Below are 14,374 nucleotides of genomic sequence, written 5' to 3'. Positions count from 1 at the left end.
GAACTGCATTCGGGGCCGCGATGAATAACCGAGTACGATTATAATATGACCGAACGAAATCATGAAGATGCAGGCGAAGAAGAAGGCACAGGCCTCGCCACGAAGACACGCCCGGCGACCAAGAAACCTTCGCTTTACCGTGTCCTCTTACTAAATGACGATTACACGCCGATGGAATTCGTGGTCGAGGTTCTCGTCCGGATATTCCGAAAATCGCCCGAGGATGCAGCGAGAATCATGCTGCATGTACATCAGAACGGGGTCGGTATGTGCGGCGTGTACACGTACGAGGTTGCCGAAACCAAGGTAGCCCAGGTCATGGACGCCGCACGGCGGGCCCAACACCCGCTCCAGTGCACAATGGAAAAGGAATAGAGTGGTGCCCTCATTCTCTTCAGATCTCGAAGACAGCCTGCACCGCGCTCTGGGCTACGCCAATGAGCGTGGGCATGAATTTGCCACCCTGGAGCACCTTCTCCTCGCGCTCGTGGATGATCAGGACGCCAGCGCCGTGATGAAGGCATGCGATGTCGATCTGGATGAGCTTCGCGCCACCCTGACCGAATACGTCGACAATGAATTGTCCGAACTGGTCGTCGATGATGACGAGGACGCCAAGCCGACGGCCGGCTTCCAGCGCGTGATCCAGCGCGCCGTGATCCACGTCCAGAATGCCGGACGCGAGGAAGTGACGGGCGCCAATGTGCTGGTGGCCCTGTTTGCCGAACGCGAGAGCCATGCGGCCTATTTCCTCGCCGAGCGCGACATGACGCGCTACGACGCGGTGAACTTCATCTCCCACGGTATCGGCCGCAAGCCGGGCGCCACGGAAGAGCGTGCCGTGCGCGGTACCGAAGAGGCCGAGGACGCCCAGAAGGACGGCGATGCGTTGACCGCTTATTGCGTCAACCTCAATGACAAGGCGCGCAAGGGCGGGGTGGATCCGCTGATCGGCCGCGACGCCGAGGTGGAGCGCTGCATCCAGGTCCTGGTCCGCCGCCGCAAGAACAATCCGCTGCTCGTCGGCGATCCCGGCGTCGGCAAGACGGCCATCGCCGAAGGCATTGCCCGCAAGATCGTCGAGAATGCGGTTCCCGACGTGCTCGCCGGTGCAACGATCTACTCGCTCGACATGGGCTCGCTGCTGGCAGGCACCCGCTATCGCGGTGATTTCGAGGAGCGCGTGAAACAGGTCGTCAAGGAGCTCGAGGACAAGGACAATGCCGTCCTGTTCATCGACGAAATTCACACCGTGATCGGTGCGGGTGCGACCTCCGGCGGCGCCATGGATGCCTCCAACCTGCTGAAGCCGGCGCTTCAGTCCGGCGGCCTGCGCTGCATGGGCTCGACGACCTACAAGGAATACCGTCAGCACTTCGAGAAGGACCGGGCCCTGGCGCGGCGCTTCCAGAAGATCGACGTGTCCGAACCGTCCGTGCCCGACGCGATCAAGATCCTGCAGGGCCTGAAGTCCTATTTCGAGGACTTCCATGATGTGCGCTTCACCAATGAGTCGCTCAAATCGGCGGTGGAATTGTCGGCGCGCTACATGGGCGACCGCAAACTGCCGGACAAGGCGATCGACGTGATCGACGAGGCCGGTGCCCAGATGCGCCTGCAGCCCGTGTCCAAGCGGAAGAAGACGATCGGTGTGAAGGAAGTCGAAGCCGTGGTCGCGACCATGGCCCGCATCCCGCCGAAGACGGTGTCCAAGGATGACGAGCAGTCGCTGAAGAATCTCGAGACCGATCTGAGCCATGTCGTGTTCGGTCAGGACAATGCGATCGAGAAACTGGCAACGGCGATCAAGCTGTCCCGTGCCGGCCTGCGCGAGCCGAACAAGCCGATCGGCTGCTACCTCTTCTCCGGCCCCACGGGCGTCGGCAAGACCGAGGTGACCAAGCAGCTGGCCGATATCATGGGCGTCGAGCTGCACCGGTTTGACATGTCCGAATACATGGAGCGTCACGCCGTTTCGCGGCTGATCGGCGCGCCTCCGGGCTATGTCGGTTTCGACCAGGGCGGTCTCCTGACCGATGCTGTCGACCAGCACCCGCACTCCGTGCTGCTGCTCGACGAGATCGAGAAGGCGCATCCGGACCTGTTCAACATCCTCCTGCAGGTGATGGACAATGGCACGCTGACCGACTCGAATGGCAAGAAGGTGGACTTCCGCAATGTCATCTTGGTGATGACCACGAATGCGGGCGCTGCCGATGCGCAAAAAGAGTCGATCGGTTTCAATGCCGGCAAGAAGACGGACGAGGCCGATGCCGCGGTGGAACGCCTGTTCACCCCGGAATTCCGCAACCGTCTGGACGCCGTCATTCCGTTCGCGCCGCTGTCCAGCGACACGATCGGCCGCGTGGTCGAGAAGTTCGTCCTGCAGCTGGAAGCCCAGCTGATTGATCGCGGTGTGACCTTCGAGCTGACGCCGGAAGCGACGGCCTGGCTGTCCGAGCGCGGCTATGACAGCCGCTTCGGCGCCCGTCCGCTGGCCCGGGTTATCCAGGAACACATCAAGAAGCCGCTGGCCGACCAGATCCTGTTCGGCGAGCTGAAGAAGGGCGGTCTGGTGAAGGTCGATATCGACCCGGCCGATGCCGACCGGCTCGACTTCCATATCACGCCCGGCGACCGGCTGCTGCCGCGCAATGCCAAGAAGAGCAAGAAGGAAGAGGTCTGATCCCTCTCCATCGCTGAAACGGAAACGGCGCCCCGCGGGGCGCCGTTTTTCGTTGGAGGCTACTCTGCAGCCAGTCCGGGGAGGGCGCTGCGCCCGGCCGCTCTGAAGGCGCGCGGCGTCAGGCCGGTCATCTCCTTGAAAGCCCGGTTGAAGGGGCCGATCGAGGCGAAACCGCTGTCGAGGGCGATTTCCAGGATCGACAGGTCCGCGCTTTCAGGCGCGTGCAGTTGCGCCATGGCGTGCTCGATCCGGTAGCGATTGACCAGCCGGTTGAAGTTCGGCTCGCCCAGCCCGGCCGTGATGGCCCGGCTGATCCGGTAGTCCGGTTCGCGCAGCCTGCGGGCAAGGCCGGCCACTTTCAGCTCCGGATCGAGATAGAGTTGTTCGGACGTCAGTGCATCCCGGATCCGGCGGCCAAGGGCACGATCATCCTCGCTGGCCGGACCGGCCGCGCGGGCGGGGGCTTCCGCCGTGAGCGGATGCGTGGCGCGATAGCGGATGGCCACGCTCGTCACGATCAGGATCGCCAGGGCGCAGGCAGCCTGGATGCCGGCCATCAGCTCGGCGGGCAGCGGCGCACTGCCATGATCCAGCAACATCACACAGGTCGACACGCACAAACCGAAGGTCGACAGATAGAGCAGGCGCATGCGGCGCTCATTTATAGCCAGTCCACTGGACCAGCCGCGCAGCCCCTCCCAGAAGGCCAGCATCAGCACGGTCGAGCTCAACAGGGTCTGGAACCCGTCCAGCCCGTCCGCCATGGCCGGGAAATAGATGTGTCTGACCGTATCCGGCATGATGGGGCTGAGAACGGCCTGGTCGATTACGGTTGGTGCGAAAATACCTGCGACCAGCAGCAGCTCGACGGGACCGATGACCGTGCGGGTCCTGAACAAGGCCCGGGCAACCAGCCAGAAAACGCTGCAGGTACCGCATCCGGCAATGATGACCAGTGGCGTCGCCGGACCGAGCGCGTCACCGAACACCTCGCGGACCATGATCGCCGTCAGACCGGTGCAGAACACAGCCCAGGTCAGGTGCAGGGTCGAGCGCTTCGGCATGGCGGCGATGGCAATGATCCAGGTCAGGGCGAGACCGGCTACTGCCAGCTTGATGGCTCCCGCGATTTCCAGCATGTCCCGACTCCCGCCTGTCCGTGTCGCTGCAAGCATGCGGCGTGTGAGGGGCGCCGATCAAACCTGCACAAGGGATGCGTTAGTATAGCCGATTTCCAAATCGGCAAGACAAGTGGCATCGCGCCGCCCTCAATCCCGCATGTCCGGGCGTCTCGCGATGCCGTGTGCTCAAGGGATTTGTCATGTCCGAAACCGTTGCGCCCGTTGTGCGCCTGCCATCCATTCCGCTTGCCCAGCGCGTGTTGAAAAGCTCCGGCGCGCTCTGGTTCCTCGCCGTCATCGCGGGCCAGTGGCTGTTCGTCTACTACATCCTGGCCGCCTATATGCCGCCGACCCTGTCGGGGGCGTGGGAGCGCTGGGACGAGATCGGGCTCATCCACGGTTTCATCGAGGGCGATCTGCCGGGCAATCTGGGCTTTATCAGCCATGTCCTGCTGGCGGCGGTGATCACGCTGGGCGGCACGCTCCAGCTCATCCCCCAATTGCGCCAGCGTGTGCCTGTCCTCCATCGCTGGATGGGGCGGATATTCCTCGCTGTCAGTGTCTTCATGGCGGTGGGCGGTATCGTTCTGATCTGGGGGCGGGGCACCCGCCTGAATGATGTGACGGGCCTCGCGACGACGATCGATGGCATCCTGATCCTGGTCGCCGCCGCCTTTGCGTTGTACTTCATCCGCCGCCGCCAGATCGACCGGCACCGCCGCTGGGCGATGCGGCTTTTCATCTTCGTCAGTGGCGTCTGGTATCTGCGTGTCGGCTACATGGCTTGGGGGATCACAACGGGCGGGGCCGGGATCGGCGAGCGCATGAACGGTCCGACAGACTACGCACTGGCCTATGCCTGTTTCCTTCTGCCCTGGGCGGTCCTGGAACTCTATCTGCGCGCCTGCGACAGCCGCGCCGTGCCGGTGAAGCTGGGGATGGCCGCGGTGATGCTGGCTGCGGCGGGCCTGACCGCGCTGGGCGTGTTCGGCGCCTGGATGGCGATGTGGAGCCCGCACGTCTGAGGGGAGGGACGCAAGCGCTGCGGATACCGCGACCAGCCTGTGCGCAGCGTGTACACTGGTCACAACTGGCCGATTCCGGCCGTTTTCATGGTGTCCGTCATGCGTGTCCTGTCTGCCCTGTTCGTCTCCGTCGCCTTGCCCTGCAGCGCCCTGGCCCAGACCGTGGACGGTCTGCAGGCGGATGCAGCGGCCATGCTGGACCTGGTCGAGCACAATTATGCCTATCCGGAACGCGTGCCGGAGGGGTGGGCGGATCATCACGCTGGCCTTCGCGATGCGATCGGGTTGATCGAGACCCGGCGCGAGCTGCTCGGCTTTGCCGAGACGGCCCTGCACCGCCTGTGCGATCATCACGCGATCACCGGCCCGTCCTCGCCGGATTCCGCCGCGCTGGTGCCCAGCTTCACCGATCTGTGGGTGGAAGAGGCGGACGGCAGTTTCCCGATCACCCAGGTCCGGCGCGGCAGTCCGGCTGCGGCAGCCGGCCTGATGCCGGGCGATGACCTTGTCGCAATCGGCGGGGTTTCAACCGGCGATGCCGTGACGGCTTTCTGGGATAGCGAACCGCCTCAGGGCGAAGCCTGTGCGGGTTATGCCGCGCGTGTGCTGGCTGCGGGCCCCCGGCAGGGCGCGCGGCATCTGACAGTGCAGCGGGATGGCCAGGCCATCACGGTCGAGATCGACGGTCTCTACACCCGTGGGATCGAGCGGCCGGACGGTCCTCTTTCGGTTCAGGATATCGCGCCACAGCTGCGCCATATCGTCTTCAATGACAGTCTGGGTGAGGCCGCGACGATTGCGGCGTTCGACGCTGCCGTGTCTGACGCGCCGGCGGACACGCGCTTCATCATCGATCTGCGCGAGACGCCGTCGGGCGGCGATACCAGTATCGCGCGCGGCGTTCTGGGGCATTTCACCGACGCCGTGGCGCCTTACCAGCGTCACGCCCTGCCGGTCGAAGCCCGCGAAACCGGTGTACAGCGGTCGTGGATCGAGGAGGTTTCGCCACGCCAGCCGGTCTTTGCCGGCGAGCGGCAGGCGGTCGTTCTCGTCGGCCGCTGGACCGGAAGCATGGGCGAGGGGATGGCGGTCGGGTTCGATGCGCTGGGTGTCGGCGTGATGGGGTCGCCCATGGCGGGGCTGCTGGGTGCGATCGGCGATTACCGGCTTGAGGAGACGGGCTGGATCTTCAAACTGCCCTTCGAACGCCTGTCGCACGTGGACGGCACACCGCGCGAAGCCTTCACGCCGCCCCTGCCTGCTGAGGCTGGTTTTGCAGGCGATGCAAATGACGACCCGGCGCTGGCCGCCGCTGTGGCGTGGCTGAACGAAGGCTGACCGGCTGGCTTGACGGATGCGGGCAGGTCGGGAGGGATGCCTGCATGTCCGATCCGCGCTCCATCCTGCAATCCGTCTTCGGCTTCGACGCTTTCCGGCCCGGCCAGGCCGGCATTGTCGACCATATCCTCGAGGGTACGCCCACCCTGTGCGTCATGCCGACCGGGGCGGGCAAGTCGCTGTGCTACCAGGTGCCGGCCCTGCTGCTGGACGGGCCGACCATCGTGGTGTCGCCGCTCACGGCGCTCATGGACGACCAGGTGGCCGCGCTGAAGGCGAACGGTGTGGCGGCCGCCGCGATCCATTCAGGCCGCACGCGGGAGGATAATGTCGAGGACTGGCGGCGCTTCCAGGCCGGCGAGATCAAGCTGCTCTATTTGTCCCCCGAACGCCTGATGACCGGGCGCATGCTGGCTGCGCTGGAGACCGTGGCGCCGGCGCTTTTCGTGGTCGACGAGGCGCACTGCATCTCCAAATGGGGCGCCAGCTTCCGGCCGGAATACGAACAGCTCACTGCCCTGCGGACCCGCTTCCCCGACGCCCGGCTGGCCGCCTTCACCGCGACGGCGGATGCGGCAACGCGGGACGATATCGCCGCCAAGCTGTTCGGCGGGGGCGGGGAGATCGTGGTGCACGGTTTCGACCGGCCCAACCTCTTCCTGGGCGTCGAACCGAAGACGAAAGCCAGGGCGCAATTGCTGGACTATCTCAAGGACCGGCGTGACGTGTCCGGCATCGTCTACTGCCTGTCGCGCAAGGATACGGAGGCGATCGCCGAAACCCTGGTCGCCGAAGGCTATCGCGCCTTGCCCTATCATGCCGGCCTGGATGCAGCCGTGCGGCGCGAGAACCAGGAAATCTTCATGGCGGAGAACGCCGTGGTGATGGTGGCGACGATTGCTTTCGGCATGGGGATCGACAAGCCGGATATCCGCTATGTCGTTCACCTCGCCATGCCGGGCTCGATGGAGGCCTATTATCAGGAAATCGGCCGCGCGGGCCGTGACGGCCGGCCGGCCGAGGCAATGATGTCCTTTGGCCTGTCGGATGCGCGCATGCGGCGGCAATTCATCGACCAGGACGGCGAGGACGACGCCCACAAACGGCGCGAGCACAAGCGTCTGGATGCGCTGCTGGCCTACTGCGAAGCAACGCGCTGCCGCCGGCTGGCGCTGCTGGCCTATTTCGGCGAGACGGGCGGCAAGCCCTGTGGCAATTGCGATGTCTGTGTCGATCCGCCCAAGCTTGTTGACGGCACGCGCGAGGCGCAGATCCTGATGTCGGCCATCGTGCGGACCGGCCAGCGTTTCGGCGCCGCCCATGTCATCGATGTGGTGCGCGGGGCCGATACCGAAAAGATCCGCGAGCGCGGGCATGACCAGCTGCCGACCTGGGGCGTCGGCGCCGACCGCCCCAAACCCTTCTGGCAGGGCCTGGTGCGGCAATGCCTGGCGGGCGGTTTCCTCGAGCTTGATATCGAGGGCTTCGGGGCGCTGAAGCTGACGCCGTCCGGCGATGCGGTGCTGAAAGGGCGCGAGCGTCTGGAAATTCGCGAAATCACCCTCTCGCGGCAGGAAAAGCGGCGTCAGAAGATGGCGGCACTGCCCGATGACGCGGATATAGATACCGGCCTGCTGGCGGAGCTGAAAGGCCTGCGCAAGACGCTCGCCGCCGAGCGCAATGTGCCGGCCTATGTCGTGTTCGCCGATGCCACCCTGATCGAGATGTGCCGCCTGAAGCCGGCAACGATCGACGATCTCGGCCTGGTCAAGGGCGTGGGTCCGAAGAAGCTGGGCGAGTACGGCGCGGCTTTTCTCGAGGTGATCGCCGGGCGCAGCTGAGGGTTTAATTGCAGCCAGCCGCTCCCTTGGAGGGGTATGTGCGGGTGACAGCTCCGCCGTTTCATGGCCTCAATCAGGCGTACGCCGAGGAATGGACATGCACCGGTCTGGTCTGCCTTATCTTGCCCTTCTGAGCCTGGTCGCCATTCAGGTGATCTATGCGGGCTATTGGGCGCTGCACGACATCTCGGCCCGGCTGGGCCTGTGGGCGGATACCGACGCGGCGCGGACATTCGTGTCATCACTGACCGTCACGCAGGAAGTCCTGTTCTTCTCCCATGTGATCATGAATGCCGTGGTCCTGGGTCTGGTGTGGAAAATGCGCTGGTGGGCCCTGCCGGCCTTCATCCTGTCCTTCGTTCTGGACCGGGCCGAATGGGTCATGATGACCGGCAATGTCGTGTTCTCGAACATGGTCGCCGTCGATGTCTGGGCGATGTTTTCCTTCACGTTGCAAGGCATGATCATTGCCTTGCTTGTGATCCTCGTCTTCGACGGCCGGTTGCGCTGATAGCGTCCGCAGGAAATTGCGCGTGATGGCGGACACGCTGCCTGAAAAAAGATGCGCATAATCTATGCAGGGTCCCGCTTGTTCCCCCGGCCTTCAGGACACGACCATGCCACCTGTCACAAAGCGTACCCTTTCCGTCGATCTGCCTGACGCACTCGTGCGCCGGGCGGCCCGCCATGCCGGCCCGCACGGGTTCAGCGCCATTTTGGAGCAGGCCCTGTTGATGTGGCTGGAAGAGCGCGACGCCATTCAGGCACAGGCACGTGACGGATCGAGCGTCCCCTATGGCCAGGCCGGCCCCGCTTCGCGCGAGACCGTCTAGGGCGTCTCGATCGCCGCGGCGATCTTTTCGGCCTGTGCCTTCAGTTCGTCCATGTCCGCCTGGCCACCGCCATGCGCGCCCAGAGCCACGCCGTCCATGCGCGGAATGATGTGGAAGTGGACGTGAAAGATGGTCTGGCCGGCCGGCGCGCCATTGAACTGGGTGATCACGATCCCGTCCGGCTTGAGAGCCGACTTCACGGCATTGGCGATCCGCTTGACCCGCACGATGGTCGCCTGCAGGGCCCCGTCCGTCATTTCCAGTGCATTGCGCACCGGCTCGCGCGGCACGACGAGCGTATGCCCCGGGGCTTGCGGGAAAATGTCCATGAACGAGATCACATGCTCGTCCTCATAGACCTTCACGCACGGCATCTCGCCTTTCAGGATCTTGGCGAAGATATTGTCTGGATCGTAAGGACCTTCCAGGCTCATGACATGTCTCCTTCGCGAAGTTCAAAAGTGTCTTTCAGATCATCAGGCAAGACGATGATGACGGCTTCGTCGACCGCCCGGAAGTGGGGAACTGACAGAAAATGCCCCGTCACATCGCGCTGCGCCTCGAATACCAGTCCCGGTGTCCAGCTGTCGGCCTCGGCAGGCAGGCAGGCGGCGAGAAAACGCTCCCGTTCGGCCGCTGTGTCGATTTCCTCCGCCAGGCGGTAGCACAGATCGGTCAGGTTTCGCGCTTTCAGTGCGGCCTGCTTCACGGCTGTTTCCGCATAGGGCCCGATGATATGGGCGAGCTCGTCAGCGATACGCCGCAGCCGTGCGCCGTCTGACAGCTGGTGGACGAAAAGCCGTCTTGCGCCGGTAGTCGGGTAGGGGCCGTAGCACCGGCGGTCGGCAAACTCCGGATCGTCCTGGGAGAGATTGCCGGCGGCCAGGAGATAGCGCCGTCCGCTCCAGGGTGTCGGGATGGATATACGCTCGCCGGGACCATACAGGAGAACCCGGCTTTCCGCCTCCAGCCTTCCGGCCAGAGCCTCGACCTCATCGCCGGTCACGGAGCCCGCCAGCGCGGCCCGGACGGCATCGCGAAAATCGAACCCCTCTGGAAAACCCAGTTGTCCCGTCTGCCGGTCGCGCAACGCTTCGCTGTAGAGGCGCGAGACGGGCAAGGGGATATCGTGACGCTGGAAGCCGTACCAGATGCGGCGATAGACTTCGCCTTCGACCTCGGGGATTTCGAAATAATAGGCGACCCGGTAGCGCACACGGTATTTGAGCGCGGCGATGTCCGGCAATTGCTCGACAGGCGAGACCATGACCGCATGCGTGCCTTCGACATAGGTCAGATCGGAGACCAGATCGCGCACCAGTTTGGATATGCGTTGAGGCGGGATCGAAACGGGGGCGTAGAAGTCGGTGTCATGGCGGATCGCCCGGTCTTCCGCGTAGATCTCGACCGCCTCGTTGGCGAGCTTCGAGTTGGGAATGACGATCAGGGAGTGGTCCCGGCGGCGCCCGATGACCGAGCGCCAGTTCATGGACTCGATGCGGGTGTCCTCGCCCTCATACACAATGCCGCTGCCCGGGCGGAGGTGCCGGTCGAGCTGAAGGGCGACACCGGAAAACAGACCGCCCAGCGTGGGCTGGAGCGCAAACCCGACAATCGCCGTGATGATCGCCGATGTGGTCAGGATCGCCGTGATGTTCTGGCCAAGAAATTTGAGCGCCACGGCGCTGGCGACAAAGGTCACCAGGGCATAGACGATGACCCGCTGCGCGCCCGTCGGCTCCACGCCGAGCCCCTGGCGCAGACCGAGATTGAGCACGAGACCGGCAACGGCCAGCGCGACCAGCGCTGCGGTGAGACCGATCGCGAGATGTTGCAGTGTGATCGGCATGAAGCTGTTGCTGAACAGCTGGTTGCCGTCCGACCAGGCAAAAATCAGCCAGACCAGTGCTGTAACAAAGCCGAGTAGCGCTAGCCGGACCATCTATTCCGCGTCCTGACCGGTCCGGTCGCGCAGCGCTTTTGTCAGGCTGGTCCGCAGACGGCTGATGGCCCGTGAGAGCTTGCGGACCTCCTCGGCACCGTCTTCCGGCAGCGGGTCTCCCCCGCCGGCTCCGACCGAAGCATCGTCAGCCCGTGCCGCCAGTGCCTGAAGGGGCAGAACGACATTACGGTGGATCGTGCCGGACAGGAGCGCATAGGCAATCACGAAAATCGCCACCAGGCCGCCGGTCAGGATCAGGACGAGCTCGTAGGCGCCTTTCATCTCCTGCTCGATGGGCACGGTGACCATCTGGATGCCGACGGTTTCCCCCAATTGCCAGCCGAACCCGTTATTGGGGCCGTAGCGGGCGATCATGGCGGCCGGGGCAGCCTCCGGTGTGGAGTGGCAGGACAGGCAGGCCTCGTTCTCGATGCGGATCGGACGGGCAAGATAGAAGAGTTCGCGTCCCTCGAATTCCCAGTGCCCCATCCGCTCCACAAGGTCGGGGTTCTGCCGGAACGCATTGATGAGCTGGATTTCGAAGGGAACCGGCAGGTCGTCAAGGCTGGTCGGATTGAGCGCGACTTCGCGATAGGTGTAAGCGACATCCTCTGCCGAGACGCTGTCGAAAACGGTCTGGGCGGCGAAAGAGGGCACTGTTTCGGCGTGAAACTCGCCATCATATCCGCTGGCATCCAAAAGCGGAGCGACGTGCTCGATCGTATAGCTGCGAATGGCGAGCGCGGTGGTGAGCAGCAGACGCGATTCTCGCGCTGCATCGTCGAACGCGCGGGCCTTGAGCGCAAAATAGGCGCCAAAGCCGCCTATGATCAACGCGCCGAGAAAAACGAACGCAAGCGTGCGCCGGATTAGATTGGCTGTGTTCACACGATCCCCCTAGTCCCCGCATGTTTCTAGCGGTTTCGGGAGGGGCGGCCAAGGCGCGGCCGCTTGTACGCTGTTCTTGCCGCCCGCCGTGGTTCTTCAGGGCAAAGCGCCTGATTGACGTTCAATCACGCTGACCGCCTGAACGGGCTTTCCGCGTCCTGCAGGGCGATATCCGTTTCCACGGCAGCGCGTTCGCGCTTGAGGAAGTCGGTGACGGCGTCCCGGAAGCCTTCATTCTCGATATGGTGCGCCGAATAGACCGGGCGGGGCCGGTAGCCGCGCGCCAGCTTGTGCTCGCCCTGGGCCCCGGCCTCGACCCGGTCGAGCCCGCGCGCGATCGCGATATCGATGGCCTGATGGTAGCACAGCTCGAAATGCAGGAAGGGATGGTCGTCCAGGCGTCCCCAGTAGCGGCCATAGAGGGCGTTCGAGCCGACAAGATTCAGCGCGCTGGCGATATAGCGTCCATCCTTCCTGGCCATCACCAGGATCACCCGGTCGGCCATGCGGCGGTGAAGCAGGTCGAAAAAGGCACGGTTGAGATAGGGATAGCCCCATTTGCGCGAGCCGGTCTCCTGATAGCAGGCGAAGAAGACGTCCCAGTGTTCCGGCTGCAGCGCTGCGCCGGAGAGATGTTCGATCTCAATGCCCGCCTGTGCGTCGCGCCGCTCCTTGCGCAGGGCCTTGCGCTTGCGCGAGGAGAGGTCGGCGAGGAAGGCGTCATAATCGGCATAGCCGCGATTGGACCAGATATACTGGCGGTCGAGGCGCTGCAGCAGGCCGTAATCCGCCAGCTCTTTCCAGGCCTTCTCGCCCGGAAAATTCACATGCCAGCCGGACAGGCCCCATTGCTGCACGGTCTGGATGGCGGCGGATGCGAGCGCGCGGCGGATGCCGGCATCGCTGGAGAGCAGCCGCCGTCCGGTCACCGGCGAGAAGGGCACCGCGGTGAGGAGTTTCGGGAAATACTGGCCGCCGGCGCGTTCATAGGCGTCAGCCCAGCCATGGTCGAAGACGTATTCGCCCATGGAATGGGTTTTCAGATAGAGCGGCAAGGCTCCGCGCAGCTGGCCCGATGCGTCTTCGACAACAAGGTGACGCGGCAGCCAGCCGGTCTCTTCGCCCACACAGCCGCTGGACTCGAGTGCTTCGAGGAAGTCCCAGCTGATGAACGGGTCGTATTCTGCGCCCGGCGGATTCGCCACGGCGTCCCAAGCGGCCGGCTCGATCCCGGACAGACCGGTGACCGAACGCAGGGTCAGCTCCGGCGCGGACCGGTCGTCATCGGCAGGAGGCGGTGTCACGGTCCGGCGGTCCGTCAGTTCATCCGCTGACGTTCGCGGCGGCGCATTTCGCGCAGATCGTCCTCGGTCGGCTGCGAAACGGCCTGGATCTCCGTGGCGCGGAACCAGGGGGTGCTTCCTTGGTCGAGGCCTTCCCGTGCGCGCATGGCGAACTGGTAGGCCCGAACCCTGTCGCCGACCGCAAAAGCCTGTTCCGCGACGGCCAGCTGGGCAAGGGCGGTGTCGCCATTGCGGTCGTGCAGGATGGACAGTTGATACCAGGCGAAGGCGTTGTCCGGCTCGATATCGAGCGCAACGCGCAGGTGCTGGGCAGCCTCTTCGCGATGGTCCGGATTCTCGGTCGCGATCATGGCAATCGCCAGGTTGACCCGTAATAGCGGTGCGGTCGGCTCCAGCTCAACCGAGCGCCGGTGCGGTGCAATCGCCTCTTCAGGATGGCCGCTCTCGAACAGCATCTGGCCGTGAAGTTCGTGGAAATAGGGATTGTCCGGCTCTTCTGCCAGCAGGCTCTCAATCTCCTCGACCGCACGCTCCAGGCGGGCATCGTGATAATAGGCTACGGCCCGGGCATAGCGCGCGGGCAGGGAGGTGTCGCTCTCCGGATAACGGAAGAAGACGTATTCCGGCTCAACAAGAAAGCCGTAGATCTTGGCCTGTATCCGGCGCAGTTCAGCAATGTCTTCGGGGGAGTCCGGCTGACCGGAATAGGGTGAAGCCGCGACACCGACGCGGAGTGAAGCGATCCGGTCCGACGAGAGCGGATGCGAGCGGAAATAGGGAAAGCGCCGGGCCTGGGACATCACTTCCTGGTAGCGGAAGCGTTCGAAGAAGCCGACGAGGCCTTCCGGGTTTTCGCCTGCGGCCTCCAGGAACTGAAGCGCGGCCTGGTCGGCGCTGGCTTCCTGGGCTCGGCTGTAAGTGAGATAGGAGAGGGCGCCGAACTGCTGGCTCGATGCCATCAGCGCGCCGGCCGCGCCGCCTTCGCCGGCCAGTGCAGCCAGTACGCCGAGGCCGAGGCTGACGAACATGGGCGCCCGCGCGGCGGACATGGCATCGCCGGAGCGCGCCAGGTGGGCACCGGTGATGTGGCCGGTTTCGTGAGCGATAACGCCCTTGAGCTGGTTGGGGGTGTCGGCCTGCACGATCATGCCGGTGTGCATGAATATGTTCTGGCCACCCGTCACGAAGGCGTTGATCTGCGGATCAGCGACCAGATAGAAATCGACATCGTTCACATTGAGGCCGGCGGCCTCGATGATCGGATCGGCATATTCGCGCATGATATGCTCGATCTCGGTGTCGCGGATCAGCGATTGTGCCCAGCCCGCGGATTGGGCGGTCACGGCAAGGCTGACAGCTGCGGCGATGGTTTTCAGGACGGACATCCTGCCTCCAC

The 14,374-nt window shown here is 64.3% G+C and carries 13 protein-coding genes; 7 read left to right on the top strand and 6 right to left on the bottom strand.

Annotation, left to right across the window (positions count from 1 at the left end):
• Positions 1-45: 45 nt before the first annotated feature.
• Positions 46-375: an ATP-dependent Clp protease adapter ClpS gene (gene clpS, locus ACXAJV_RS14570; RefSeq protein ID WP_271188218.1), complete on the top strand. Its 330-nt coding sequence runs from the start codon at positions 46-48 to the stop codon at positions 373-375.
• A gap of 4 nt (positions 376-379) precedes the next feature.
• Entirely contained in the window at positions 380-2,686 is a 2,307-nt protein-coding gene (gene clpA, locus ACXAJV_RS14565) for an ATP-dependent Clp protease ATP-binding subunit ClpA (protein WP_475086159.1), read from the top strand.
• Between the two features lie 59 nt (positions 2,687-2,745).
• Here clpA and ACXAJV_RS14560 read toward each other — a convergent pair whose 3' ends face one another.
• A complete protein-coding gene (locus ACXAJV_RS14560; RefSeq protein WP_475086158.1) occupies positions 2,746-3,825 on the bottom strand; it encodes a helix-turn-helix domain-containing protein in 1,080 nt (359 codons plus the stop codon).
• Between the two features lie 182 nt (positions 3,826-4,007).
• Here ACXAJV_RS14560 and ACXAJV_RS14555 point away from each other — a divergent pair, with 182 nt between their 5' ends.
• The 5 genes from ACXAJV_RS14555 to ACXAJV_RS14535 all read left to right on the top strand — a co-directional run bounded on the left by ACXAJV_RS14555 (position 4,008) and on the right by ACXAJV_RS14535 (position 8,844).
• Positions 4,008-4,832 carry a DUF2306 domain-containing protein gene (locus ACXAJV_RS14555; protein WP_475086157.1) on the top strand — a complete coding sequence of 275 codons (825 nt, stop codon included), beginning with the start codon at positions 4,008-4,010 and terminating at the stop codon, positions 4,830-4,832.
• A gap of 99 nt (positions 4,833-4,931) precedes the next feature.
• A complete protein-coding gene (locus tag ACXAJV_RS14550) occupies positions 4,932-6,170 on the top strand; it encodes a S41 family peptidase (protein WP_475086156.1) in 1,239 nt (412 codons plus the stop codon).
• 44 nt (positions 6,171-6,214) lie between these two features.
• On the top strand, positions 6,215-8,011 hold the full coding sequence (gene recQ / locus ACXAJV_RS14545) for a DNA helicase RecQ (protein ID WP_475086155.1): 1,797 nt from the start codon (positions 6,215-6,217) through the stop codon (positions 8,009-8,011).
• A gap of 97 nt (positions 8,012-8,108) precedes the next feature.
• On the top strand, positions 8,109-8,522 hold the full coding sequence (locus ACXAJV_RS14540; protein ID WP_475086154.1) for a hypothetical protein: 414 nt from the start codon (positions 8,109-8,111) through the stop codon (positions 8,520-8,522).
• A gap of 106 nt (positions 8,523-8,628) precedes the next feature.
• Positions 8,629-8,844, top strand: coding sequence for a hypothetical protein (locus ACXAJV_RS14535; protein WP_475086153.1), 216 nt, complete (start codon positions 8,629-8,631; stop codon positions 8,842-8,844).
• Here ACXAJV_RS14535 and ACXAJV_RS14530 read toward each other — a convergent pair.
• The 5 genes from ACXAJV_RS14530 to ACXAJV_RS14510 form a co-directional block, all read right to left on the bottom strand.
• Positions 8,841-9,278 carry an HIT family protein gene (locus ACXAJV_RS14530; protein ID WP_475086152.1) on the bottom strand — a complete coding sequence of 146 codons (438 nt, stop codon included), beginning with the start codon at positions 9,276-9,278 and terminating at the stop codon, positions 8,841-8,843. The genes ACXAJV_RS14535 and ACXAJV_RS14530 overlap by 4 nt on opposite strands.
• The gene (locus ACXAJV_RS14525) at positions 9,275-10,786 is read right to left on the bottom strand and encodes a mechanosensitive ion channel family protein (RefSeq protein ID WP_475086151.1); all 1,512 of its coding nucleotides are present in this window, start codon (positions 10,784-10,786) and stop codon (positions 9,275-9,277) included. The genes ACXAJV_RS14530 and ACXAJV_RS14525 overlap by 4 nt, the downstream gene beginning before the upstream one ends.
• A complete protein-coding gene (locus ACXAJV_RS14520; protein WP_475086150.1) occupies positions 10,787-11,674 on the bottom strand; it encodes a Tll0287-like domain-containing protein in 888 nt (295 codons plus the stop codon).
• A 125-nt stretch (positions 11,675-11,799) separates the two neighbouring features.
• Positions 11,800-12,978: a GNAT family N-acetyltransferase gene (locus tag ACXAJV_RS14515; RefSeq protein WP_475086149.1), complete on the bottom strand. Its 1,179-nt coding sequence runs from the start codon at positions 12,976-12,978 to the stop codon at positions 11,800-11,802.
• A 14-nt stretch (positions 12,979-12,992) separates the two neighbouring features.
• Complete coding sequence (locus ACXAJV_RS14510; protein WP_475086148.1) at positions 12,993-14,363, bottom strand: M48 family metalloprotease; 1,371 nt, start codon at positions 14,361-14,363, stop codon at positions 12,993-12,995.
• Positions 14,364-14,374 lie beyond the last annotated feature (11 nt).

The organism is Maricaulis sp. ABE4_448 (genome assembly GCF_056160825.1).
The sequence above is the reverse complement of the archived record's forward strand: the minus strand, read 5'-3'. Positions and strand labels throughout refer to the sequence as shown.